The organism is Lipingzhangella rawalii (assembly GCF_031628175.1).
GTDB classification, from domain to species: domain Bacteria; phylum Actinomycetota; class Actinomycetes; order Streptosporangiales; family Streptosporangiaceae; genus Lipingzhangella_A; species Lipingzhangella_A rawalii.
Map to the genome: position 1 here is coordinate 460,925 of NZ_JAVLVT010000005.1, position 20,319 is coordinate 481,243.

Genomic DNA, 20,319 nt, shown 5'->3' on the forward strand with positions numbered 1-20,319 from the left:
CGGCGGGCGTCATGATCACAGGAACCTCTGATTGCGATCGCGCATCCGCACCCTTCGCTCCAGCAGCCGCACCGTGTCCGGGATGACCTCCATTCGCCGGCCGATCCGCGCCAGCGACCACTTCAGCACGTACAGCCGTGCCGCCTCGTTGATCTGTTCGGGGGAGCGGCCGGTGCGGCGCAGTTGCCTGCTGTGACGCGTGCGGATTGTGCTCACCGTCTGTCGGGCGATGCCGAAGCGCCGGCCCAGGTCATAGACCGTGGCTCCGGCCTCGTAGGCGGTGACGATCTCCCGCGCCTGGTCGCTCTTGATCTGCTTGGCGCGGGCGGGGAGGCTCGTGCGCTCGCGCGGAGCGACTGGTGCTGAGGCATCGGGGAGCGTGGCCAGCAGGGCCTCCAGATGCTCTGGGCTGCCGGGCCGGGTTCGAGAACAGGAGTTGCCAGGGGAGCCATCCACGGCCAGGCCCTGTGGCCTTGGCCGTTCTGGGCACTCCCCGCCCCCCATCCGCGGCGGCTTTACCCCCATTGGCTTTTCGTTGCCCAGTCCGCTGAGGGGAACCCCCGAGTTGCTATTTCCCCATTCCGACGCACCCCCGGTCAGTCCAGACAGAATTCGTTGCCTTCGGGGTCGGCCATGACGATGTGACCGCCGTTCATGGGGGGATCGGGCTCGTGGCGCTGGATGCGGGTGGCGCCGAGGGCGATGAGCCGGTCGCACTCGTTCTCCAGTGCGGCCATCCGCTTCTCGCCCTCGAGGCCGGGAGCGGCGCGCACATCGAGATGGAGTCGGTTCTTGGTGACCTTGTCCTCGGGGACCTGCTGGAAGAACACGCGTGGCCCGTGCCCCTGCGGGTCTTCGATAGCGGCGGCCGAGTTGCGCTGCTCCTGTGGGACACCGATCCGTTCGAGGAACGTGTCCCAGGCGGCCAGGGGGTCGGAGTCGGGGGCCAGGTCCACGCCGGGCGGTGCCGGGTGGTCATAGCCCAGCACGTCCCGCCAGAAGCAGGACAGGGCCCGTGGATCGTGGGCGTCGACGGTGATCTGGATGGCGCGGCTCATCGGGCGGTTCCTTTCGTTCGGTGGTCCTGGGTGTCGTGCTGGCGGGACGGCTCCATGCGGCCGGGGAGATGTTGGGGCAGGGGCCGGTAGTGCCGACCGGTGAGCCGCGGGGCCGTCGGGACGTTCAGTGCTCCCAATAGGCGAGCTGGCGCAGGGCACGGGTGGTGTGGGTGAAGTCCTCGTCGCCGAGGAGTGCTCGTAGCTCGCTGTTGAAGCGGTCCACCTCCGGTTGGGCGGCCCGTACGGCTTCCTCGCCCGCGTCCGTGGTCTCCAGCACCACCGCGCGGTGTTCGGTCGGGTGCGGTCGCCGGGCGATCAGCTCGGCACGGGATAGACGTGTAACCAGTGCGGTGACCGCGGATTCGCGCAGTCCCAGGACACGGGCCAGCTGCTGCTGGGTGGTTCCCGGTTGGTCCCGGATAGCGAACAGCGCGCCAAGTTGGGCGGTGGTGATGCCGGCGGCGGCGAGGCAGCGTTGGTCCGCGCTGGTGCGTAGTTGGTGTGCGGCCCGCTGGAGCAGGAAGAACAGGCGCTGGTCGGGCTCGGACATGGTTCGATATTGACAGACGCGAGGGGACACGGGATTCTCACTTCACTAATGAATTGAATGTCGCGTCGCAAATCGAGGTGCACTGTGTCCGCATCCCTGAGCCTCACAGCCGCCCAACGGGTCCTCGCGGATCAGCCGTTCAGCCAGTTACTCGGCGCACGCCTGACCCGTTTCGACGAGGGGCGGGCAACCTTGGAGCTTGACATCCGCGATGACCTCCGCCAGCAGCACGGGGTTCTCCACGGAGGAGTCCTCAGCTACGCGGCGGACAATGCGTTGACCTTCGCCGCGGGTACCGTCGCCGGGCCGCGGGTGGTGACCGCCGGGTTCACCATCGACTATCTCCAGCCCGCCGTCGGAGAACACCTGCGGGCTCGGGCGCAGGTGGTGCGCGCCGGACGCACCCGCGTGGTGTGTCGCTGTGCGCTGGTCACCGTGGACGCTTCGGGCCAGCAGACCCACTGCGCCGCTGCTCAGGGCACGGTTTCGGTACTGGCGGCCGGGACGGAGGCCCCGATCGAGCGGTGACGCCGTCGTTGTGTATCCGTTCGGGCGTGCCGCCGGGCGACGCGGGGAAGGACCAGGCCCGACAACCGCTATGCCACAACGGGGGAACCATGTCCTTGACCTTGGGCGGAGGGCCGCTCGCGGCGGACCATCCGAAAACGGTGAACTACCGTCTCGACGGGCCCGAACGTCTGCTGTACGCCAGTCCGTTTCCGCGGCGGGTGCGTGCCGTGCTGGGTGGGGAAACGGTACTGGACACCGACCGGGGGATTCTGGTGCACGAGACCGGACTGCTCCCGGTTCTCTACGCACCCTGGGAGGACGTCCGGCACGGCCATCTGGAGGCCAGTGACCGGCGCACGCGCTGTCCGATCAAGGGGGAGGCCGCCTACTGGCACCTTCGCGTCGGCAGCCAACTCGCCGAGAACGCCGTGTGGTCCTACCCCGAACCCACCGCCGGAGCTCGATGGCTCCACGGGATGGCCGCTGTGTACTGGGCATCGGCCGATGCCTGGTTCGACGAGGAGGAGCGGGTCCATGGCCATCTGCGTGATCCGTTCCATCGGGTGGACGCGCGGCACAGCAGGACTATCGTGCGGGTGTGCCACGGCGAGCACACCGTGGCCCTGAGCTCACGTCCCCTGCTGCTCTCGGAGACGGGGCTACCGAACAGGTACTACATCCCGGTCGACGATGTTGATCCGGCCCTGTTCACCGCGAGCCGAACCCGCACCCGGTGCCCCTACAAGGGTGAGGCCACCTATTGGAACCTGCTGGTGAACGGACGCGAGATCCCGGACGCCGCCTGGTCCTACCCGCATCCGCTGCCCGACGGGCCGGATATCGCCGGCCACGTCTGCCTGCTGCATGCGGAGTTGACCACCGATACCGAACGCCAACCCTGAGCGGCCGGACTGGCCCGAACGGCGGGGTTCAGGCACCGACCCCGGCGATGGAGACCCCGGCCAGGGTGGCCCAGGCCGCGACGATCGCCCACAGCACGGTGGCCGTTCCGATCCATAGGAAGGACTTGCGTGCGCTCAGCCCCAGGCTGATCCCGACGAGCGCGGAGAGTTGGGTGCCCAGTCCGATCGGGCCGAGGGCGGCCAGTGCGGGCACACCCCAGCGTTGGGCGATGCGCTGCGCCCGTTGCCAGCTCCCCGAGGAGGACCGCTCCGCTGCTCCGTTCTCGGCGTCGTCAGTGGCGTCGGTGCCACAGTCGTCCCCGGCATTCCCGACACCGCTGGGTGCGGACTGTACCGGCCGCATCGGCTGTACCGGCTGCGCGGGCTGGCGCCGGCGGGACCGGCGGCGCCGCCACCACACGCGGATCCGGTCCCCGAACCAGGCAGCCACGGCGACGGTGAGGAGGTTGCCGACCGTGCCCGCGATCACCGTGGCGATTGGGTTCAGGCCGGCCAGGATCCCGGCGGGGATGACGATGACCGCCTCCAGCCACGGTGCCGCCCCGCCCAGGAACACCCCGAGCAGGAGCACCAGGTCGGTGGCGGTCATGCTGACTCCTTGGCCTGGGGTTTCGGGAAGGGCCGGCTGGGTGCGAGCGCACGCGAGTCTGATGTGGCCAGCGTGAGTCGCACAATTCAATATACCGTCTGGACGGTCAAGTGGACGGGATGCGTCCGCGTGGTAAGGGGTGATTCTCGCCACTGCCGCGAGGGTGGGTTGGCCCGCGTGCGGGGCGAGAGCCTGTCGGGTGCGGGGGTGGCCGGTGTCGTCAGCCCACTGGTGCCGTGACCACCGGCTCGGTGTCGGTGGTGCTGGCGGGAACCACCATGGGTGTGCCCGCCACCGGATCGGTGATGATCTGGGCATTGAGGTCGAACGTCGTGGCCATGAGTTCGGGTGTGAGTACCTGTCGGGGGGCCCCGGCCTCGACGACGGTGCCGTCGCGCATGGCCACCAGGTAGTGGGCGTAGCGCGCCGCCAGGTTCAGATCGTGCAGCACCATGACCACGGTGCGCCCGTGCCGACTGTTCAGCGTGCGCACCAGGTCCAGGACCTCGATCTGGTGCGCGAGGTCCAGGAACGTGGTGGGCTCGTCGAGCAGAAGTAGATCAGTGTCCTGGGCGAGGGCCATGGAGATCCACGCGCGCTGGCGCTGTCCGCCGGAGAGCTGGTCCAGGGCCCGCTCGGCATGCTCCTGCATTCCGGTGAGTTCCAGGGCCTCGCTGACCGCGTGGTGGTCCGTCGTGGACCACTGGCGGTACCAGCTCTGGTGGGGATGGCGTCCACGCGCCACCAGATCGCCAACGCTCAGGCCCGCTGGTGCCTGTGGGGACTGGGGGAGAACGGCGACTGTGCGGGCGACCTCTTTCGGGGGACGCGCGGCGATGGGGGCGCCGTCCAGAATGACCTCGCCGGCCGCGGGGCGCAACAACCGGCCCAGGGCGCGTAGCAGGGTGGATTTGCCGCAGCCGTTCGGCCCGATGATCGCGGTGACACCCCGGTCCGCGACGGTGAAGTCCAGGTTCTCGGCGATCACGTGGTCGCCGTAGGCCAGCCGGAGACCGGTGCCGTACAGGCGGGAGGGCGTCTCGGTGCCGGTGGTGTCAGAAACGGAAGCCATACCGGTATCTTAGGCTAGCCATGCCTAATATTGAAAGGTCAGCCGGACTGTTGCCGATGGCGGCGCACCACCAGGTACATCAAATAGGGCGCCCCCAGGATCGCGGTGAACACCCCAACCGGTAGTTGGGTCGGCGCGAACAGTCCCGCAGCGAGCTGATCGGCGACCACGGTGAGCGCCGCTCCGACCAACGCGGAGCCGACCAGCGGAGGTTGGGCCCGCCGGGCCAGCCGTAGTGCGATCTGTGGAGCAGCCAGAGCGACGAAGGCAATGGGCCCCGCGGCCGAGGTGGCCACGCACACCAGTAGGGCCGCGTATCCCAACAGTGCCAGTCGGGCGCCGGTGACCCGCACGCCCAGACCCCGGGCGGTGTCCTCTCCCAGGCCCAACGCGGCCAGTGGACGGGCCACGAACAGCGCTGCCGGCACGAGTAGGCCCAGAGCCAGGGCGGTGGGAGCCAACCGTGTCCAGTCCGCCGCGTGCAGGCTTCCGCTCAGCCAGGTCTGGGCGCGCGCGGCGTCTTGGAGGTCGGTCCAGGTCATTGCCCAGTACACGAGGTTTGCACACACGAGGGAGGTGGCCACCCCGACCAACAGCAGCCGGTCACTGGCCAGCCCGGTTCGCCAGGACAGAGCGAACACCACCGCGGCGGCACCCAAGCCTCCCAACAGAGCCCCCACCGGGAGCCCCAGGTCGGCGGCCAGCCCGCTGACTCCACCGGCACTGCCTGCCGTCACGATCACGGCGACTGCCCCGACGGCGGCCCCCCAGGTGATGCCGAGTACGTCCGGGCTCGCCAGGGGATTGCGGGTCAGCCCCTGCATGATAGCTCCCGCCATGCCCAGGGCGGCTCCGACGAGCATTCCCGTCAGGGCCCGCGGAAGTCGTAGCTGGAATACCACGAACTCCGGGCCGGGCTCTCCTCGCCCCACCAGCGTGGCCAGGACCTCCCCGAGGCCCATGGGATAGTCGTCGAAGGCCAGCAGGGCACGAAGCAAACCGACCAGGAGGACCGCGAGTACGCAGAGGTTGACGAGCAGGGTGCGCGGCTGCCACGGCCATGCGGCGACCGGCCCCAGGCGCAGCATCCGCGGACGCGACGCTGTGCCGGTGCTGGGGGATGTGGGCGTCATGGAGTGTGCAACCTTTGTCGTCGTACCAGAGCGATCAGGAACGGCCCACCGAGCACCGCCAGGACGATTCCGACCTCGATCTCTCCCGAGGCGGGCAGTATTCGACCTGCCACGTCGGCGAGCAGAAGGAGTACCGCGCCGCTCAGCGCGGCGTAGGGCAGAGCCCACCGATGGTCAGGGCCGGTGATCCAACGGGCCAGGTGCGGTGCCATCAGGCCGAGAAAGCCGATCGGTCCCGCCGCGGCGACCGAGGCTCCGGTGAGTAGGGCGATGGCCAGGACGCCGACTGCGTGGGTGAGCCATACGCGCTGCCCCAGGGCTGTGGCCACCTCCTCACCCAGCGCCAGGGCGTTCAGGCCGGGGGCGTTCGCCAGGGCGAGAACGAGGCCGGTGGCGAGGAAGGGCAGAACCTGAAGAGTGACCTCGGCGGGGCGCCCGCTCAGCGAACCGATCCGCCAGAAGCGGAACACCTCCAGACTCTGGTGGTCGAGAAGGACCACCGCGGAGGTCACCCCACTGAGTAACGCGGTCATCGCCGCGCCGGACAGGATCAGGGTGACCGGGCTGGGTGTCCGACCACCTCCGGAGGCCAGGGCGAACACGCCCACGCCCGCGAGCAGCGCACCCGCGAGTGCGAACCACACCTGCTCGGTGAACCCGGACACTCCGAACAGGAAGATGCTCAGCACGATCGCGCACGCCGCACCGTAGGTGACACCGAGCAGACTGGGCTCGGCAATCGGGTTTCGGGTGTGACTCTGCATCAGCAGCCCGGCGGCTCCCAGAGCCAGTCCGACCACGAGCCCCAGCAGGGTGCGGGGGATGCGCAGCTCCCGCACGATCGTGCTGGACTCGCCCCCATCGGGAGCCACCAGCGCTCGCAGGACCTCCTCGGCAGGAATGGAGCGCGCCCCCACGGCGATGCTGAGCGCGGTGGCGAGGGCCAGGGCGAGCACCAGGATGGCGAGGCCCGCGTTGAGCCGCCGACGGCGGATGGCGGCGCGATCGGCGAGTCCGGGTGGGTGGCCACGTTCCGGGGACGTGGTTTCGATCACGGGGGAACGTCCTTGCCTACGAGGAAACGATCCGTATTAGGATAGCCAAACCTAAAATAGTGCAAGGAGTTCCATGTTTCACCCCAGCAGGCCAACTCCGGGACCGACTCGCAGCCTATTCGCTGCCCTGATCGGCTGCGCTGTGATGCTCGCCACGGGATGTGGTGAGGCCGGGACGGAGGAAAACACCGCGGGCGACGAGGGCGAGTTCCCCCGAACGGTCGACCACGCGATGGGCGAGACCACCCTGGAATCCGAGCCGGACACGGTCGTCGCCCTGGACACGGCCCTACTCGATGCCGCGATCGCCCTGGAGGCCACCGTGGTGGGGCGCACCCAGTACGCGGACGGCCCCGAACTGCGCGACTATCTCGGCCAGGCGGGCGAGACCTACGCCGGCGACTCCGACATCGTCGGCACGTTGGAGGCTCCGGACCTTGCGGAGATCGCCGCGCTCGAGCCCGATGTGATCCTGTCCGCGAACGTCCGCCACGAGGACATCTACGACCAGCTCTCCGAGATCGCGCCAACCGTGTTCACCGAGACCGTCGGTGCCCCGTGGAAGGAGAATCTCGAACTCGTCGCCACCGCCCTGGGAGCCGAGGAGCGCGCCACCCAGCTACTGGCGGACTACGACGAACGCACCACCGAGCTGGCCGAGGAGATCGTGGCGGCCAACGGTGGTGCGGCGCCCACGGTGGCGCTCGGTCGGTTCGCCGGCGAACCGACGATGCGCCTCTACGGGCCCGACTCCTTCTTCGGTGTCATCCAACAGGACCTGGGGCTGCCCGGGCCCCCGGACGCCCCCGAGATTCCCGAGGACCAGATCATGGCCGAGATCAGTCAGGAGGAGATTCTCGACATCGACGCCGACCACATTTTCGTCGCCCAGTGGCAGGACGGGAGCGGGGAGTCCGCGGAGCAGGCCGACACGTTCACCACCAACCCCCTGTGGGGCCAGCTCACCGGGCAGCAGCACGACGTCGACGACCGCAGCTGGGTCAGCTCCACCAGCATCCTCGGTGCCGAGGCGGTCCTCGACGACATTTCCGAGCTTCTCGTCGAGCAGGACTGACCCTCCCGGGGTGGTGGGGCGACCGAGATCCCACCACCCGTGGTCCCACCAGCACGACGGTCTCCACCCCCGGGCGGCGAGGAGCTGGGACGGCAACAGCCCAGCCGCCTTGGCCCCGATGATGCAGACCCGGGCACACATCGCCTGCTCCCTGCGGGAGTCCCGAGGGTGCGGCGGGGCGGTCAGCCCTCGCCGGTGTCGGGATCGGACGTGGTGGCCAGCCCGAACTCGGACAGGATGCCCTGTGTCAGCGCGAATGCCCGGTTCGCGGCGGGGACGCCACAGTAGATCGCAGCCTGGAGGAAAACCTCTTGCAGCACCTCCGGCGGGGTGCCGTCCCGCAGGGCCGCGCGCACGTGCATCGCGAGTTCCTCCCAGTGCCCCAGCGCGGTGAGGGCCGTGAGCACCATGCACCGCCGGGTCTGGCGGTCCAGTCCGGGCCGGGTCCAGATCTCTGCCCAGGCGTACCGGGTGATCAGGTCCTGGAACGGCTCGGTGAAGGGTGTCGTGTTCGCTTCGGCCCGGTCCACGTGTGCGCTTCCGAGAACGGACCGACGCACTGTCATGCCGGCGGCGTGCCGGGCGGCGTCGCCTCCCGATCGGTCCGGATCGGGGTGGTGCATCGCGGATGTCCTCACTCCGGGGTTTTGCCATGGACGTGGTCGCTGACGAGTTGGGTGACGGCCGCATCGCGCTGCACGTTGACCAGGTGCGCGCTGTCTTCGAGGAGGACGTATCGGGCCCCGGGGATGCCTCCCGAGACCTGTTCGACCACGCCCGGCGGAGTGGAGGGGTCCTCGGCGGCGGCGACGACCAGGGTTGGGGCGGTGACGGAGGGCAGGTCCGGCACCAGGTCGGCACCCTCGATGGCGCCGCAGCAGCCCGCGTAGCCCTCGGCTGGGGTCGCGGCGACCATGGCGCGGGTGCGGGCCACGGTCTGGGGGTTGGCTTCGGCGAACTCGGGGGTGAACCAGCGCCCCACCACAGTGTCGGCAATCGCTTCCGTTCCCTCAGCCCGCACGGTCGCGGCGCGCTGCGCCCAGGCCGATGCCGGCTCCAGACGGGGTGCCGTGCACATCAGGGTCAGTCCCGCCACCCGGTCCGGGGCGTGTGCACCCAGCCACTGGCCCACCATGCCACCGATCGACAGGCCGACCACATGGGCCCGCTCCACACCGAGACGATCGAGTAGCCGCACCACGTCCGACCCCAGGTCCGCCATCGAGTACGGTCCCTGTGGCACCGGCGAGCGGCCGTGTCCGCGCATGTCGAACCGCACCACGCGAAACTCCGCGGACAGGCTGGCCAACTGTGGATCCCACATCTCCAGCGTGGTCCCCAGCGAGTTGACGAGAACCACGACGGGGGCCGTGTCGGGACCGTCGACCGTGTAGTGGACGTCCACGGCTGACATTGCATCAGCTCCTTTCAGTATCGGCTTCGGCAGCGGAATCCGTAGCGCGGGGAATGTGCTCGTTGGATCCTGCGGATCCGGCGGCCCTGTGTGTGGCCAGGGCACGGTCGGTGAATGCTCCGGCGCTGCCCAGGTAGTCGGTGGGGTCGAGGAGACGGGCCAGGTGGTCGCGACTGCGGATCCCCTCCACCCGCGTGTGTAGCTCCGCCACAAGGTCGGTGTCTGGGCGTTCCGTAACGGTGGTGCAGGCCGTGCGTACCAACTCGTGCGCCCGCTCGCGGCCCAGATCCCCCGCGAGGTCGGCGCTGACCCGTTCGGCCAGGAGTACCCCACCGAGCCGGTCCAGGTTGGCCCGCATGTTCGACTCGTTGACCCGCAGCCGCTCGACGCAGGTCCGCAGCCAGGTGACCGCTGATCCGGTTCGGCTCAGCAGCTCACGTACCGGCATCCACTCGGCGTGCCAGGCGCCCGCGGCCCGCTGGTGTTCCTGCACCATCGTGTTGAACAGGGTCGACACGATGCCGGGGGTCTGCTGGGCACAGGCCAGGGCAGTGACGGCGGCGATGGGATTGTGCTTATGCGGCATCGTGGACGAGCCGCCCGTGGTGCCGTCGCCGTGTTCGCTGAGCTCGCCGAGCTCGGTCTGCGCCAACAGGGTGACGTCCCGCGCCACCGTGCCCACGGACCCGGCGATTCCTCCCAGCGCGGCGGCCAGCTCGGCGATCCGACTGCGTTCGGTGTGCCAGGGCAGGTCCGGGGCCGTCAGGCCCAGCTCGGCGGCGTAGACCGTGAGCATCTGCGGCCCCGGGGCGTCGAAGGCGGACAGTGTGCCCACCGCCCCGCCCAGCTGCACGGCCAGGCGCTGGGAAGCCACCTGTTCGAGGCGGTGGCCGCTCGAGTCCAGGCCGTGCAGCCAGGATGCCACGACCGCGCCGAAGGTGGTCGGTAGCGCCTGTTGGAGTAGGGTCCGCCCCACCATCGGGGTGGTGCGGTGGGCGGCAGCGAGCGTCGCCAGCTGGTGGGTGAGCTCGGCGAGTTCCGACCGGATCGCTGCGCAGGCCCGGCGGGCCACCAACATCATCGCCGTGTCCACAATGTCTTGGCTGGTGGCTCCGAGGTGCACCAGGGATGCGGCCGAACCGTGCCCCCATTCGGTGAGGATCTCGCGCAGCCGGTGCACCAGGGGGATGACCGGATTTCCGCCTGTGGTGGAGTGACGCGCCAGCTCCGCGGGATCGAGGTGCTCCGCGACACAGGCGCGGTCGATCACCTCGGCCTCGGCCGCGGGAATCGTTCCGAGGCGGGCGTGGGTTCGTGCTAGCGCGGCCTCGGCCTGCACCATCGCCACGATCCACGCGTTGTCGTCGATCTCCGCTGCGGCGGAGCCCCGAGCGAACAGCGGTCCGAACAGACCCCCCACCGGTTCGTCTTCCTGCACCCGCCCCCCCTCAGACGTCGAAGAACACGGTCTCGTCCGGACCCTGGACCCGAATGTCGAAACGATAACCGTAGCTGTCGGCGTCGGCGATGAGAGTTGCGCGCGCCGCAGGATCCCCGATCGACGTGAGCACGGGATCCCTGGTGTTCGCGGCGATCTGATCGGAAAAGTAAATCCGGGTGACCAGCCGGTGCAGCAGTCCTCGAGCGAATACGGACACGTCGATGTGCGGGGCCTGCATCGTTGCCTGGGGGCCGCGCACGGCCCCGGGAACCAGGGTACGGATCGCGTATCGACCCTGCGCATCGGTGCAGCACCGTCCGAAACCACGGAAACCGGCTCGGGACAGCGCCCCGTGCGGATCATCCGGATGGTCGAAACGGCCCTCGGGGTCGGCCTGCCACGTCTCGACCAGTCCGTCGGTGATCGGGTGCCGCGCACCGTCGTACAGCGTGCCGTGAATCCACACCCCCTGCGGGTCGTCCTCGGGCACCACGAGTGGCCCATCGGGCCAGGATAGGCCGAGATGCAGGTACGGCCCCACCGTCTGGGCCGGTGTGGTGGCGGGTTTCGCATCTGCCTGGGTCACGCTCTGCTCCTAGGTGTCCGATTCGAAGGGGGTGGCCTCGCGCCCCCGCAGCACGATGTCCCACTCGTAGGCCAGGGCCCACTCCGGCTCGGTGGCCTGTGCGTCGAACCGCGCCAGCATCCGCTCCCGAGCGTCGACCGGAACCGAGTTCCACATCGGATCCTGGTCGAACAGGGGGTCCGCGGGAAAGTACATCTGGGTGACCAGGCGTTGGGTGAACGCCCTCCCGAACAGCGAGAAGTGGATGTGGGCCGGTCGCCAGGCGTTGTGGTGATTGCGCCAGGGGTAGGCCCCCGGTCGGATCGTCACGAACCGGTAGCGGCCGGCGGCGTCGGTGACGGTGCGACCGACACCGGTGAAGTTCGGGTCGAGGGGGCTGGGCCAGTTGTCGTTGGCGTGCCGATACCGCCCTCCAGCGTTGGCCTGCCAGATCTCGACCAGGGTGTGCGGCACGGGCGCACCACCAGAGTCCCGCACCTGTCCGTGCACGATAATCCGCTGGCCCTGCGGCTCGCCCTCGTGCTGGCACGTGAGGTCGTGGTCCCGCTCACCGAGACGCCGGTCCCCCAGGAGCGGGCCGGTCAGTTCCGTGAACGTGTGGGGCAGGTGGACCAGGGGCCGGGTGGGATGTCGCAGTGTGGTACTGCGGTATCCCGGGTAGTCCAGCGGTGGGTGGCTCGCGTGGTCGCGTACGTACCCGGTGGTGGGCGATGATGACATTGCTGACTCCCGTGTGTGATGTCCGGGGCCGAGCGACGTGCACCGCCGGCGACGCCCGGCCCCGCGCTCCGGTCAGGCGTGCAGCACCATGGCCAGTCCCTGACCGACGCCGATACAGATCGCGGCCAGCCCCCAGCCGCCACCGCGGCGACGGAGTTCGTGGGCGAGCGAACCCAGGATGCGGGTTCCGGACGCCCCCAGGGGATGGCCGATGGCGATCGCACCCCCGTTCGGGTTCACGATGTCGGGGTCCAGGTCCGGCCAGGACCGTAGGCAGGCCAGGGACTGGGCGGCGAAGGCTTCGTTGAGCTCCACCACGTCCAGGTCGGCCCACCCGATCCCCGCCCGGCGCAGGGCCGTGTTGGCGGCCGCGACCGGACCGATCCCGAAGGTGTCCGGATCGACCGCGGACACCCCGCGGCTGACCACCCGGGCCAACGGCGTCTGTCCGGTGGTACGCGCCCCCTGCTCGTCGGCGAGGAGGATGGCCGCGGCGCCGTCGTTCAACGGTGAGGAGTTTCCCGCCGTAACCGTGCCGTCGGGGCGGAAGGCCGGCTTGAGCTTGGCCAGCTGCTCCATGCTCGTCGAACGGATTCCCTCGTCGCGGGAGAGCTCCGTATCGGGAACCGTGACGACCTCGGTGTCGAAGATCCCGTCGGCCCAGGCTTGGGCCGCCTTTTCGTGACTGCGTAGGGCGAAGGCGTCCTGCTCCTCGCGGGTGATGCCGTGGCGCTCGGCCAGACGCTCGGTGCACTCGCCCAGGGAGATCGTCCACTCGGCCGGCATCGCGGGATTGACCATGCGCCATCCCAGAGTGGTGGAGTGCAGGGTGGCATCGCCGGCCGGAAACCCTGCGGCCGGTTTGGGTAGCACCCACGGTGCCCGGCTCATCGACTCCACCCCGCCGGCCACCACCACGGAGGCGTCACCAACCGCCACGGCCCGGTTCGCGGCGATGGCCGCCTCCAGACCCGATCCACACAGCCGGTTAAGGGTCGCACCGGGCACACTTGTGGGCAGTCCGGCGAGCAGTCCCGCCATCCTGGCCACGTTGCGGTTGTCCTCGCCCGCCCCGTTAGCGTCACCGACGTAGATGTCGTCGATGTGGGTGGGGTCCAGCTCGGGAGAGCGACCCACCAGCGCCCGGACCACGTGGGCGGCCAGGTCGTCGGGACGGGTCTCCGAAAGAGCGCCCCGGTACTTGCCGATGGGGGTGCGCACCGCGTCGAGCACGAACGTGGCGGACATGGTTCTCCCAACTGTCTCGGTCTCTGCGCGGCGCGGGTCACGCCGGCGTGTCTACTGTGCCCGCAGTCGCCGCAGCGCCGAAAGTTCCGTCTCGGTTGGGCTGGGCGTGGTGGTGAGGTCGGGGGCGATGGCCAGGGGCCATCCGGTTGCCGCTCGGGCCTCGTCGGCGGTGACACCGGGGTGGAGGCAGGTCAGTGTGAGTTCCCGGGTCTCGGGGTCCGGCGTGAGGATGCCGTAGTCCGTGATCACCTGCGAGGGGCCGGTTCCGCGCAGCCCGAGTTTCTCCCGGTCCCGGGGGCCGCTGCCGTAGCCCACCGAGGTGACGAAGTCGACCGGGTCGACGAAGGTTCGGGTGCTCTGCCGCACGACCACGATCACCTCGCCGCAGGATGCGGCGATTTCGGGGGCTCCGCCGGCACCCGGCAGACGTACCTTCGGGGCGGTGTAGTCGCCGACCACAGTGGTGTTGATGTTACCGAGGCGGTCGATCTGGGCCGCACCCAGGAATCCAACGTCGATGCGTCCCGGCTGGAGCCAGTAGTTGAACACTTCGGGTACGGACACCACGGCGTCGGCGGTGTCGGCGAGGATCCCATCGCCGATGGACAGGGGAAGCGTCTCCGGCTTGGCCCCCAGAGTGCCCGACTCGTAGATGAGCCACAGTCCGGGAGCGTGGGTGCGGCGGGCCAGGTTGGCGGCCACACTCGGAAGGCCGATCCCCACGAAACAGGCCATCCCGTCGCTGAGGGCGCGTGCCGCGGCCACGGTCATGCGTTCGTCGGCGGAGGCGGTGTCCGTCGCCTGGGGTGAGGCCGCGGTCGCGTCTGCTGGTCCACCGGATGCGCTACCCGTCACGTGTTCCTCCTGGGGTGGTGGCCTGTGGGGTCAGGACCTGTGTGTCCAGCCAGTGTGTGAAGCGTTCCCGATCCCGGCTGATGGCGTCCCAGTTCTGGTAAGCGGTGTTGTCCCGTTCGTAGTAGCCGTGCGCGTAGGAGGGGCGGGCGCCCTGCGGGGCCTCGGCGACCGCGGTGACCACGCGGCTGGGGAGAACGACCGCCCCGGGGACCGGTGTCAGCTCGGGGACGATCTCCTCGACGGTGACCAGACTGGCTCGGGCGGCAAGGAGCGCCTCCTTCTGCACCCCCGTGATGCCCCAGAGTTGAACGTTGCCGGTGCGGTCGGCCCGCTGGGCGTGCACGATGGTGACATCCGGGGTGAGGGCGGGAACGGCAGTCAGGTGTTCGCCGGTGAAGGGGCAGGTGATAGGGGCGATAGTGGCGGTCTGCCCGACCAGGTCCGTTCCGACGTAGCCCCGCAGTACAGCGAAGGGAATTCCGGAGGCCCCAGCAACGTACCGGTTGACCATACCGGCGTGGCTGTGTTCCTCGATCTCCAGGGGACGGGGCCACCCGTTCTGGATGGCGTCCCGAAATCGGTGCAGGGAGCCCACGCCGGGATTCCCACCCCAGGAGAACACCAGCTTCCGGGCACAACCGGCGCCGATCATCTGGTCGTAGACGATGTCCGGAGTCATCCGCACCAGGGTCAGGTCACGGCGGCGCTGGCGGATGATCTCGTGCCCGGCGGCCATGGGAATGAGGTGGGTGAACCCCTCCAGCGCGACGGTCTGTCCGTCGGCGATGAGTTTCCCGATCGCCTCCTGCAACGGCAGGATCATGCCGACCCCATCTCTGTTCGGACTACGAATTCATGTTCTTAGAGCGAACATCAAAGCGAACATGACGCTAGCCGGTCTCGGTGCTAGGGGTCAAGCACACCCTCGTGCCAGATCGGCCCATGCCGGTCCGGCAGGACCGAGGCGTGGGCGGACTGGTGGTCGTGTCCCGCAGCTCCAGACCAACGAGATCAACGAGGCGAACACTGCTCGGGCGCGGGCCCTGGTCCGGGTGTTACGCGCGTGTCGAACGTGTGGCGATTTCCAGATCGGCTTCGATACGCGCGGTCGTGGCGAGGAGGGCGGGAAGCAGGTCGCGGCGCAGGTCCTCGACCGGGGCCCGGCTGGAGTGTGCCGAGACGTTGGCCGCGGCGACCACGGTTTGGGAGCTGTCGCGGATGGGTGCGGCGACCGAGCGCAGTCCCTCTTCGAGCTCCTGGTCCACGATGGCCCAGCCCTGGCTGCGTACGCGTTCGAGTTCGGCGCGCAGTTTGGCTGCGCTGGTGATGGTTCTGGAGGTCAGGCGCCGTAGCTCGGCCCGCTCCAGATACGCCTCCACCTCCGGATCGGATTTACCCGCCAGCAGTACCCGGCCCATCGAGGTGGCGTAGGCCGGAAAGCGAGTTCCCACGTTGATGGACACGGTCATGATGCGCGAGGTGGGCACCCGTGCTACGTAGACCACGTCGTCGCCGTCCAGAACGGAGACCGAGGAGGATTCCCGGACTTCGGTGGCCAGTCGTTCCAGGTGGGGTTGGGCGAGTTCGGGCAGACTCGCCGAGGACAGATAGGCATACCCGAGTTCGAGGACCCGCGGTGTCAGCGCGAATCCCCGACCGTCACTGCGAACGTATCCCAGATCGGTGAGTGTCAGCAGGAAGCGCCGAGCCGCGGCCCGAGTCAGGCCGGTCGCGCGGGCCACCTCGCTGAGGGTCATGGTCGGGCTGTCAGCGGTGAACGCGCGGATCACCGCGAGTCCCCGCTCCAGCGACCGTACGAAGTGGTCCTCCCGCGACGCCGCGTCCTGGTCCGGCTCAGTGCTCATGGGTTCCCTCGGATCGAATCGATCGTGCGCGGTGGCCGTCTCCCGGGGAGGGTTCGGTCGGTGCCACCCCTGCCTTCGTGATGTTCCCAAACGCGCCGGCGTCCCGCACCTCTCGTCGAGGGTAGCCCGTGCTGGTGGTCTGCTCCGGGGGGCGGTGGTGGTGCCGTTCTGGGGTTCGGTGACGTGATGCTTGACGCAGTGACGGCCATCACTTATGTTCGGCCAAAGAACTTGTGTTCGCCTGCCGCACGATTGTGTGTTGTTGGCGAAGTTGGCGTTTTGGGAACGCGCGCCCCCGTCCCCGAGCGCGGGCGACAGCCGCACGGAGTCGCGCTCTGAGTAGTGCCGGGATCGTTCCCGCCGCCTCGCCCCCTTCGACCTCGGCCCGTACCCACCCCACACAGTGCAGGAGCGACGATGGCACTCTTCGACACCGACGTCTGGTCCGGACGCATCTTCACCGGAGACTGGACCGTATCCCGGGGTGGCCACAGCCCCGTCGTCTCCCCAGCCACGGGAGTCGAACTCGGGCGGGTCGGCTTCGCCGACGCCGAGGACGTCAGCACAGCGGCGGCTACAGCGGCCAGGGTGCACAGCGACTGGGCCGCCACCCCCTACTCCGAGCGGGCGGCCGTCCTGCGCCGGGCCGGTGAGCTTCTCCACGAGCACAGCGCGGAGATCGCCGACTGGCTCTCTCGGGAAAGCGGTGCGGCCGCGGGAATGGCCGGATTCCAGGTCCGCGTCGCCAGCGCCGAGTGCCAGGAGGCGGCCGCCCTGGCCAGCCAACCCCACGGCGAGATCCTACGGACCGAGAAACCCCGACTCAGCTTCGCCCGCCAGGTGCCCGCCGGGGTCGTTGGTGTCATCGCCCCGTTCAACGTGCCACTGATCCTCGGCATCCGCTCCGTGGCGCCGGCCCTCGCCCTGGGTAACTCCGTGCTCCTCAAACCCGACCCCCGCACCGCGGTGTGCGGTGGTGCCGTCCTGGCGGAGGTGTTCCGGCGAGCCGGCGTTCCGGAGGGGGTGTTCCAGGTGCTGCCCGGCGGGGCGGACGCGGGAGCACGGCTGGTCACCGACCCGAACGTGCGCATCATCTCCTTCACCGGGTCCACCGAGGCCGGGCGGAAGGTCGGCGAGCTCGCCGGGCGGCACCTCAAACGTGCGCATCTGGAACTGGGGGGAAACTCGCCACTGGTCGTCCTCGACGACGTCGACATCGACGCCGCGGTGGCCAACGGGGCCTGGGGGTCCTTCCTGCACCAAGGACAGATCTGCATGACCTCCGGACGGCACCTCGTGCACGAGCGCATCGTCGAGGACTACGTCGAAGCCCTGGCTGCCAAGGCCGACGCGTTGCCGGTCGGCGATCCGAGCGACACGACGACGGGCGCGGCCCTCGGGCCGATCATCGACACCGGCCAGCGGGACCGGATTCACGCGATGGTGACCGGCAGTGTGCAGGCAGGCGCACGCCTCGCAGCCGGCGGCACCTACGAGGACCTGTTCTACCGGCCCACCGTGCTTGCCGAGAACGGCACCGACAGTCCTGCCTACGCCCAGGAAGTCTTCGGCCCGGTCGCCCCGGTGCTGAGCTTCTCCTCCCTCGACGAGCTGGCCGATCTCGCCGCCAGCGGACCCTACGGCCTGTCCCTGGGTGTTCTTACCCGCAACCCGATGCGTGGGCTCGAACTCGCCGACCGGATCCCCAGCGGAATCGTGCACATCAACGACCAGACCGTGGACGACGAAGCCGTGGCCCCCTTCGGCGGACTCGGCGCCTCCGGAACCGGGTCCCGACTGGGCGGCACCCGGGCCAACCTCGACGCGTTCACCGAGACCCAATGGGTCACCATGCAGGCCGAACCCGCCAGTCATCCCTTCTGAGGTGCGCCGCGGCGCCCGTATCCGCGTGCACCGCTCCGTGCGCGTGTGGCCAGCGCGCCTCCCTGATGGCCTGGAGCCTGTTCCCGAGGGTGACGGGCGGATAGTCTGCCCGGGCATCGAGACGTGGTGCCGGTGAAGCTGTCGATGTCGCCGGCACCGACAGCGCGGGAGCCAGGGCGGTTACGGAGGTAGCACTGTGCATGCTGACCATGCGGGGAATGTCGCCACCGCGGGACCCACCAACAGCCTGTTGGACGTCCCCGGGATCCGAGTCGGGCACCACAGCGCGCACGACGCCGGCCGGCTCACGGGCACCACGGTGGTGCTCGCGCCACCGGGTGGGGCCATCGGCGGTGTGGACGTACGTGGTGGTGGCCCCGGAACACACGAGACCGATCTCCTCGACCCGCGTAACGCCGTGGACCGGGTGAACGCGATCGCGCTCTGCGGAGGCAGCGCCTTCGGCCTGGTTGCGGCGCACGGTATCGCCGAGCGCCTCGCCGAACACGGCGAAGGGGTGCGAGTTGGCTCCGAGACGGGCATGGTCGTGCCCATCGTCCCCGCGGCGGCGCTGTTCGACCTGGGACGCGGCGGTGGCACCACCCCCACCTCCCGCCCGGACCAGGAGTTCGGTGCCCGCGCCTACGACGCGGCCGTGGACCCCGACACCAGTGCCGTACTCACCCGGGGCAGTGTCGGCGCCGGCACCGGGGCGGTCACCGGTGCCCTCAAGGGTGGACTCGGAACCGCCAGCGCCGTCCTTGAGGACGGCAGTACGGTCGCCGCGTTGGCAGTCGTCAACGCGGCTGGATCCGTTCTCGATCCGGCCACGGGCGAACTGTACGGTCAACGCCACCTGCTCGACACCGACCCCAGGCCGGCACGACCAGCCGCCGAGGAACTCGCGGAACACACCGAGCGGATAGCGCGTACCCCGACCGTGTCCCTGAACACCACCCTCGGTGTCATCGCAACCGACGCCTCGTTGCCCAAAGCACGGTGTGCCAAGGTCGCCGGGGTTGCCCACGACGGCCTTGCCCGTGCGATCCGGCCGGTGCACTCCATGTACGACGGAGACACGGTGTTCTGCCTGGCCACTGGAGTCCGCCCCGAACCCGGGCAGGGCGCCCTGCACCGCCTGCTCACCGTGGCGGCGGACTGCATGACCCGGGCTGTCGTCGACGGGGTCCTCAGCGCAACCTCGGTACGTACCCCCGCCGGCCGGTGGGACAGCTACGCGGACGCGTTCCCCAGTGCCGTATCACTGGCCTAGTTCGGTGGTGCAGGGCATGACGGTTCCACCCCGCGGACCGCACAGGGGGCCGGGCCTGCCCTCGGGTGGCGGGGAATGCACCCCGGGCGCGGTGTCCGACCCCGCCCGCGCCCGCATTGACCTCTCCTGGGTCCACGCACTGGGGGTCGTCTCCCAGGCACCAGAAGCGCCACCCCATACACGTACCCCGGTACCGGCCAGGGCCACGTACCACCCCCGGAGGCGGCCCCGGAGATGGTGTGTGCGCTTCGCGTAGCCCCGAGACTGGAGACGATGCCTTACCGACACGTGACGTACCGTACCGACAACTCGGACCTCGCGCCCGGGGTGGTGTTGCGCTCCGCCCCGGGGCATCCGGGATTCCCGGTTCGGCTTGCCAGCGAGCTCCTGTTGCGTGCCCGGGAGTATCTGGGATCGGATCCGTTGCATCTCTGGGATCCCTGCTGTGGCAGCGGCTATCTACTCACGGTGCTTGCTCTGGCCCAGCGTCGGCACGTGGCCAGTGTGTTCGCCTCCGACATCGACAGGGACGCCCTGGGGCTGGCCACCCAGAACCTGGCCCTACTCGCCGACGACGGCCTGGAACAGCGGGCTCGAGCGCTCCAACATGACGCGGATCGTTTGGGAAAGCCGAGCTTGATGGAACGCGCCCGGGCCGCGCACCGACTCGCCGCCCTGCGCGCGGCCACCGGCGGTGCCGTTCCGTATGCACTGCGGCCCCAGGATGTGTTCGCGCCCGAGACCACGCCGGCCGCGGTGGATGTGGTCTGCACGGACGTCCCCTATGGGACACTCACGGATTGGTCCGGAGCGGTTCCGAACCCACAGGCGCCCATTCGGGGACTGGTGCGCCAGCTCGCACACACGGTGCCGCCGCACGCGGTACTGGTTGTGGTCGCACGCACGCGCAAGATCGTGCTACCGCCGGCCCTCCAGCCGCTCCAGCGCGTTCGTCTCGGAGCCCGAGCGGCGGTACTGGTGCGGGCTGGTGACGCGGCGGAAACACTCGACTGAGCCCGCCCCAGCATCGGAGTGACGCGTCCACCCCGGCCGGGGTCCGTTAGCCTG

General features: G+C 69.5%; 22 protein-coding genes. 6 read left to right on the forward strand and 16 right to left on the reverse strand.

The features are described from left to right. Nucleotides 1-15: 15 nt before the first annotated feature. From RIF23_RS13050 to RIF23_RS13060, 3 genes are all read right to left on the reverse strand, one after another. Entirely contained in the window at nt 16-456 is a 441-nt protein-coding gene (locus tag RIF23_RS13050; protein ID WP_310912761.1) for a hypothetical protein, read from the reverse strand. Between the two features lie 140 nt (nt 457-596). Next, nucleotides 597-1,058 (reverse strand): VOC family protein, encoded by a 462-nt coding sequence (locus tag RIF23_RS13055; protein ID WP_310912762.1) that lies wholly within the window; start codon nt 1,056-1,058, stop codon nt 597-599. A gap of 124 nt (nt 1,059-1,182) precedes the next feature. After that, the gene (locus RIF23_RS13060; RefSeq protein ID WP_310912763.1) at nt 1,183-1,608 is read right to left on the reverse strand and encodes a MarR family winged helix-turn-helix transcriptional regulator; all 426 of its coding nucleotides are present in this window, start codon (nt 1,606-1,608) and stop codon (nt 1,183-1,185) included. Between the two features lie 57 nt (nt 1,609-1,665). Between RIF23_RS13060 and RIF23_RS13065 the strand changes: the two genes are divergently transcribed. Continuing rightward, the gene (locus tag RIF23_RS13065) at nt 1,666-2,136 is read left to right on the forward strand and encodes a PaaI family thioesterase (RefSeq protein ID WP_310912764.1); all 471 of its coding nucleotides are present in this window, start codon (nt 1,666-1,668) and stop codon (nt 2,134-2,136) included. Nucleotides 2,137-2,225: 89 nt separating this feature from the next. Next, the gene (locus tag RIF23_RS13070; RefSeq protein ID WP_310912765.1) at nt 2,226-3,020 is read left to right on the forward strand and encodes a DUF427 domain-containing protein; all 795 of its coding nucleotides are present in this window, start codon (nt 2,226-2,228) and stop codon (nt 3,018-3,020) included. 28 nt (nt 3,021-3,048) lie between these two features. Here the strand turns inward: RIF23_RS13070 and RIF23_RS13075 are convergent, their stop codons facing one another. The 4 genes from RIF23_RS13075 to RIF23_RS13090 all read right to left on the reverse strand — a co-directional run bounded on the left by RIF23_RS13075 (nt 3,049) and on the right by RIF23_RS13090 (nt 6,890). Continuing rightward, on the reverse strand, nt 3,049-3,630 hold the full coding sequence (locus tag RIF23_RS13075) for a hypothetical protein (protein WP_310912766.1): 582 nt from the start codon (nt 3,628-3,630) through the stop codon (nt 3,049-3,051). A gap of 220 nt (nt 3,631-3,850) precedes the next feature. Next, nucleotides 3,851-4,702 (reverse strand): ABC transporter ATP-binding protein, encoded by an 852-nt coding sequence (locus tag RIF23_RS13080; RefSeq protein WP_310912767.1) that lies wholly within the window; start codon nt 4,700-4,702, stop codon nt 3,851-3,853. 38 nt (nt 4,703-4,740) lie between these two features. After that, entirely contained in the window at nt 4,741-5,835 is a 1,095-nt protein-coding gene (locus tag RIF23_RS13085) for a FecCD family ABC transporter permease (protein ID WP_310912768.1), read from the reverse strand. Then, the gene (locus RIF23_RS13090; RefSeq protein WP_310912769.1) at nt 5,832-6,890 is read right to left on the reverse strand and encodes a FecCD family ABC transporter permease; all 1,059 of its coding nucleotides are present in this window, start codon (nt 6,888-6,890) and stop codon (nt 5,832-5,834) included. Before RIF23_RS13090 ends, RIF23_RS13085 begins: the two co-directional genes overlap by 4 nt. Before the next feature lie 73 nt (nt 6,891-6,963). On the opposite strand from RIF23_RS13090, the gene RIF23_RS13095 reads away from it, so the two are divergent. Then, on the forward strand, nt 6,964-7,965 hold the full coding sequence (locus RIF23_RS13095) for an ABC transporter substrate-binding protein (protein WP_310912770.1): 1,002 nt from the start codon (nt 6,964-6,966) through the stop codon (nt 7,963-7,965). A 182-nt stretch (nt 7,966-8,147) separates the two neighbouring features. On the opposite strand, the gene pcaC is transcribed toward RIF23_RS13095, so the two are convergent. The 9 genes from pcaC to RIF23_RS13140 form a co-directional block, all read right to left on the reverse strand. Continuing rightward, entirely contained in the window at nt 8,148-8,588 is a 441-nt protein-coding gene (gene pcaC, locus RIF23_RS13100; protein WP_310912771.1) for a 4-carboxymuconolactone decarboxylase, read from the reverse strand. 11 nt (nt 8,589-8,599) lie between these two features. Continuing rightward, nucleotides 8,600-9,379, reverse strand: a complete 780-nt coding sequence (gene pcaD, locus RIF23_RS13105; RefSeq protein WP_310912772.1) for a 3-oxoadipate enol-lactonase — start codon at nt 9,377-9,379, stop codon at nt 8,600-8,602. Between the two features lie 4 nt (nt 9,380-9,383). Next, nucleotides 9,384-10,817, reverse strand: coding sequence for a 3-carboxy-cis,cis-muconate cycloisomerase (pcaB, locus tag RIF23_RS13110; RefSeq protein WP_310912773.1), 1,434 nt, complete (start codon nt 10,815-10,817; stop codon nt 9,384-9,386). Between the two features lie 10 nt (nt 10,818-10,827). After that, nucleotides 10,828-11,406 carry a protocatechuate 3,4-dioxygenase subunit alpha gene (gene pcaG, locus RIF23_RS13115; protein ID WP_310912774.1) on the reverse strand — a complete coding sequence of 193 codons (579 nt, stop codon included), beginning with the start codon at nt 11,404-11,406 and terminating at the stop codon, nt 10,828-10,830. A gap of 9 nt (nt 11,407-11,415) precedes the next feature. Next, entirely contained in the window at nt 11,416-12,126 is a 711-nt protein-coding gene (pcaH, locus tag RIF23_RS13120; protein ID WP_310912775.1) for a protocatechuate 3,4-dioxygenase subunit beta, read from the reverse strand. Nucleotides 12,127-12,198: 72 nt separating this feature from the next. Further along, complete coding sequence (locus tag RIF23_RS13125) at nt 12,199-13,374, reverse strand: thiolase family protein (protein WP_310912776.1); 1,176 nt, start codon at nt 13,372-13,374, stop codon at nt 12,199-12,201. Nucleotides 13,375-13,425: 51 nt separating this feature from the next. Then, complete coding sequence (locus RIF23_RS13130; protein ID WP_310912952.1) at nt 13,426-14,145, reverse strand: CoA-transferase subunit beta; 720 nt, start codon at nt 14,143-14,145, stop codon at nt 13,426-13,428. 73 nt (nt 14,146-14,218) lie between these two features. Next, complete coding sequence (locus RIF23_RS13135; protein ID WP_310912777.1) at nt 14,219-15,052, reverse strand: CoA transferase subunit A; 834 nt, start codon at nt 15,050-15,052, stop codon at nt 14,219-14,221. A gap of 232 nt (nt 15,053-15,284) precedes the next feature. Next, nucleotides 15,285-16,094, reverse strand: a complete 810-nt coding sequence (locus RIF23_RS13140) for an IclR family transcriptional regulator domain-containing protein (RefSeq protein ID WP_310912778.1) — start codon at nt 16,092-16,094, stop codon at nt 15,285-15,287. A 417-nt stretch (nt 16,095-16,511) separates the two neighbouring features. Here RIF23_RS13140 and RIF23_RS13145 point away from each other — a divergent pair, with 417 nt between their 5' ends. The 3 genes from RIF23_RS13145 (at nt 16,512) to RIF23_RS13155 (ending at nt 20,265) form a co-directional block, all read left to right on the forward strand. Continuing rightward, complete coding sequence (locus tag RIF23_RS13145; protein ID WP_310912779.1) at nt 16,512-17,978, forward strand: benzaldehyde dehydrogenase; 1,467 nt, start codon at nt 16,512-16,514, stop codon at nt 17,976-17,978. A 196-nt stretch (nt 17,979-18,174) separates the two neighbouring features. Beyond that, complete coding sequence (locus RIF23_RS13150) at nt 18,175-19,251, forward strand: P1 family peptidase (protein ID WP_310912780.1); 1,077 nt, start codon at nt 18,175-18,177, stop codon at nt 19,249-19,251. 273 nt (nt 19,252-19,524) lie between these two features. After that, nucleotides 19,525-20,265, forward strand: coding sequence for an rRNA methyltransferase (locus RIF23_RS13155; RefSeq protein WP_310912781.1), 741 nt, complete (start codon nt 19,525-19,527; stop codon nt 20,263-20,265). The last annotated feature ends 54 nt before the right edge of the window (nt 20,266-20,319 follow it).

Excerpts from the sequence above, each read along its gene's own strand:
- RIF23_RS13055 (WP_310912762.1), bottom strand. The coding sequence starts at position 1,058 with ATGAGCCGCGCCATCCAGATCACCGTCGACGCCCACGATCCACGGGCC.
- RIF23_RS13060 (WP_310912763.1), bottom strand. The coding sequence starts at position 1,608 with ATGTCCGAGCCCGACCAGCGCCTGTTCTTCCTGCTCCAGCGGGCCGCA.
- RIF23_RS13065 (WP_310912764.1), top strand. The coding sequence starts at position 1,666 with ATGTCGCGTCGCAAATCGAGGTGCACTGTGTCCGCATCCCTGAGCCTC.
- RIF23_RS13070 (WP_310912765.1), top strand. The coding sequence starts at position 2,226 with ATGTCCTTGACCTTGGGCGGAGGGCCGCTCGCGGCGGACCATCCGAAA.
- RIF23_RS13075 (WP_310912766.1), bottom strand. The coding sequence starts at position 3,630 with ATGACCGCCACCGACCTGGTGCTCCTGCTCGGGGTGTTCCTGGGCGGG.
- RIF23_RS13080 (WP_310912767.1), bottom strand. The coding sequence starts at position 4,702 with ATGGCTTCCGTTTCTGACACCACCGGCACCGAGACGCCCTCCCGCCTG.
- RIF23_RS13085 (WP_310912768.1), bottom strand. The coding sequence starts at position 5,835 with ATGACGCCCACATCCCCCAGCACCGGCACAGCGTCGCGTCCGCGGATG.
- RIF23_RS13095 (WP_310912770.1), top strand. The coding sequence starts at position 6,964 with ATGTTTCACCCCAGCAGGCCAACTCCGGGACCGACTCGCAGCCTATTC.
- pcaC (WP_310912771.1), bottom strand. The coding sequence starts at position 8,588 with ATGCACCACCCCGATCCGGACCGATCGGGAGGCGACGCCGCCCGGCAC.
- pcaD (WP_310912772.1), bottom strand. The coding sequence starts at position 9,379 with ATGTCAGCCGTGGACGTCCACTACACGGTCGACGGTCCCGACACGGCC.
- pcaH (WP_310912775.1), bottom strand. The coding sequence starts at position 12,126 with ATGTCATCATCGCCCACCACCGGGTACGTACGCGACCACGCGAGCCAC.
- RIF23_RS13125 (WP_310912776.1), bottom strand. The coding sequence starts at position 13,374 with ATGTCCGCCACGTTCGTGCTCGACGCGGTGCGCACCCCCATCGGCAAG.
- RIF23_RS13130 (WP_310912952.1), bottom strand. The coding sequence starts at position 14,145 with ATGACCGTGGCCGCGGCACGCGCCCTCAGCGACGGGATGGCCTGTTTC.
- RIF23_RS13135 (WP_310912777.1), bottom strand. The coding sequence starts at position 15,052 with ATGATCCTGCCGTTGCAGGAGGCGATCGGGAAACTCATCGCCGACGGA.
- RIF23_RS13140 (WP_310912778.1), bottom strand. The coding sequence starts at position 16,094 with ATGAGCACTGAGCCGGACCAGGACGCGGCGTCGCGGGAGGACCACTTC.
- RIF23_RS13145 (WP_310912779.1), top strand. The coding sequence starts at position 16,512 with ATGGCACTCTTCGACACCGACGTCTGGTCCGGACGCATCTTCACCGGA.
- RIF23_RS13155 (WP_310912781.1), top strand. The coding sequence starts at position 19,525 with ATGCCTTACCGACACGTGACGTACCGTACCGACAACTCGGACCTCGCG.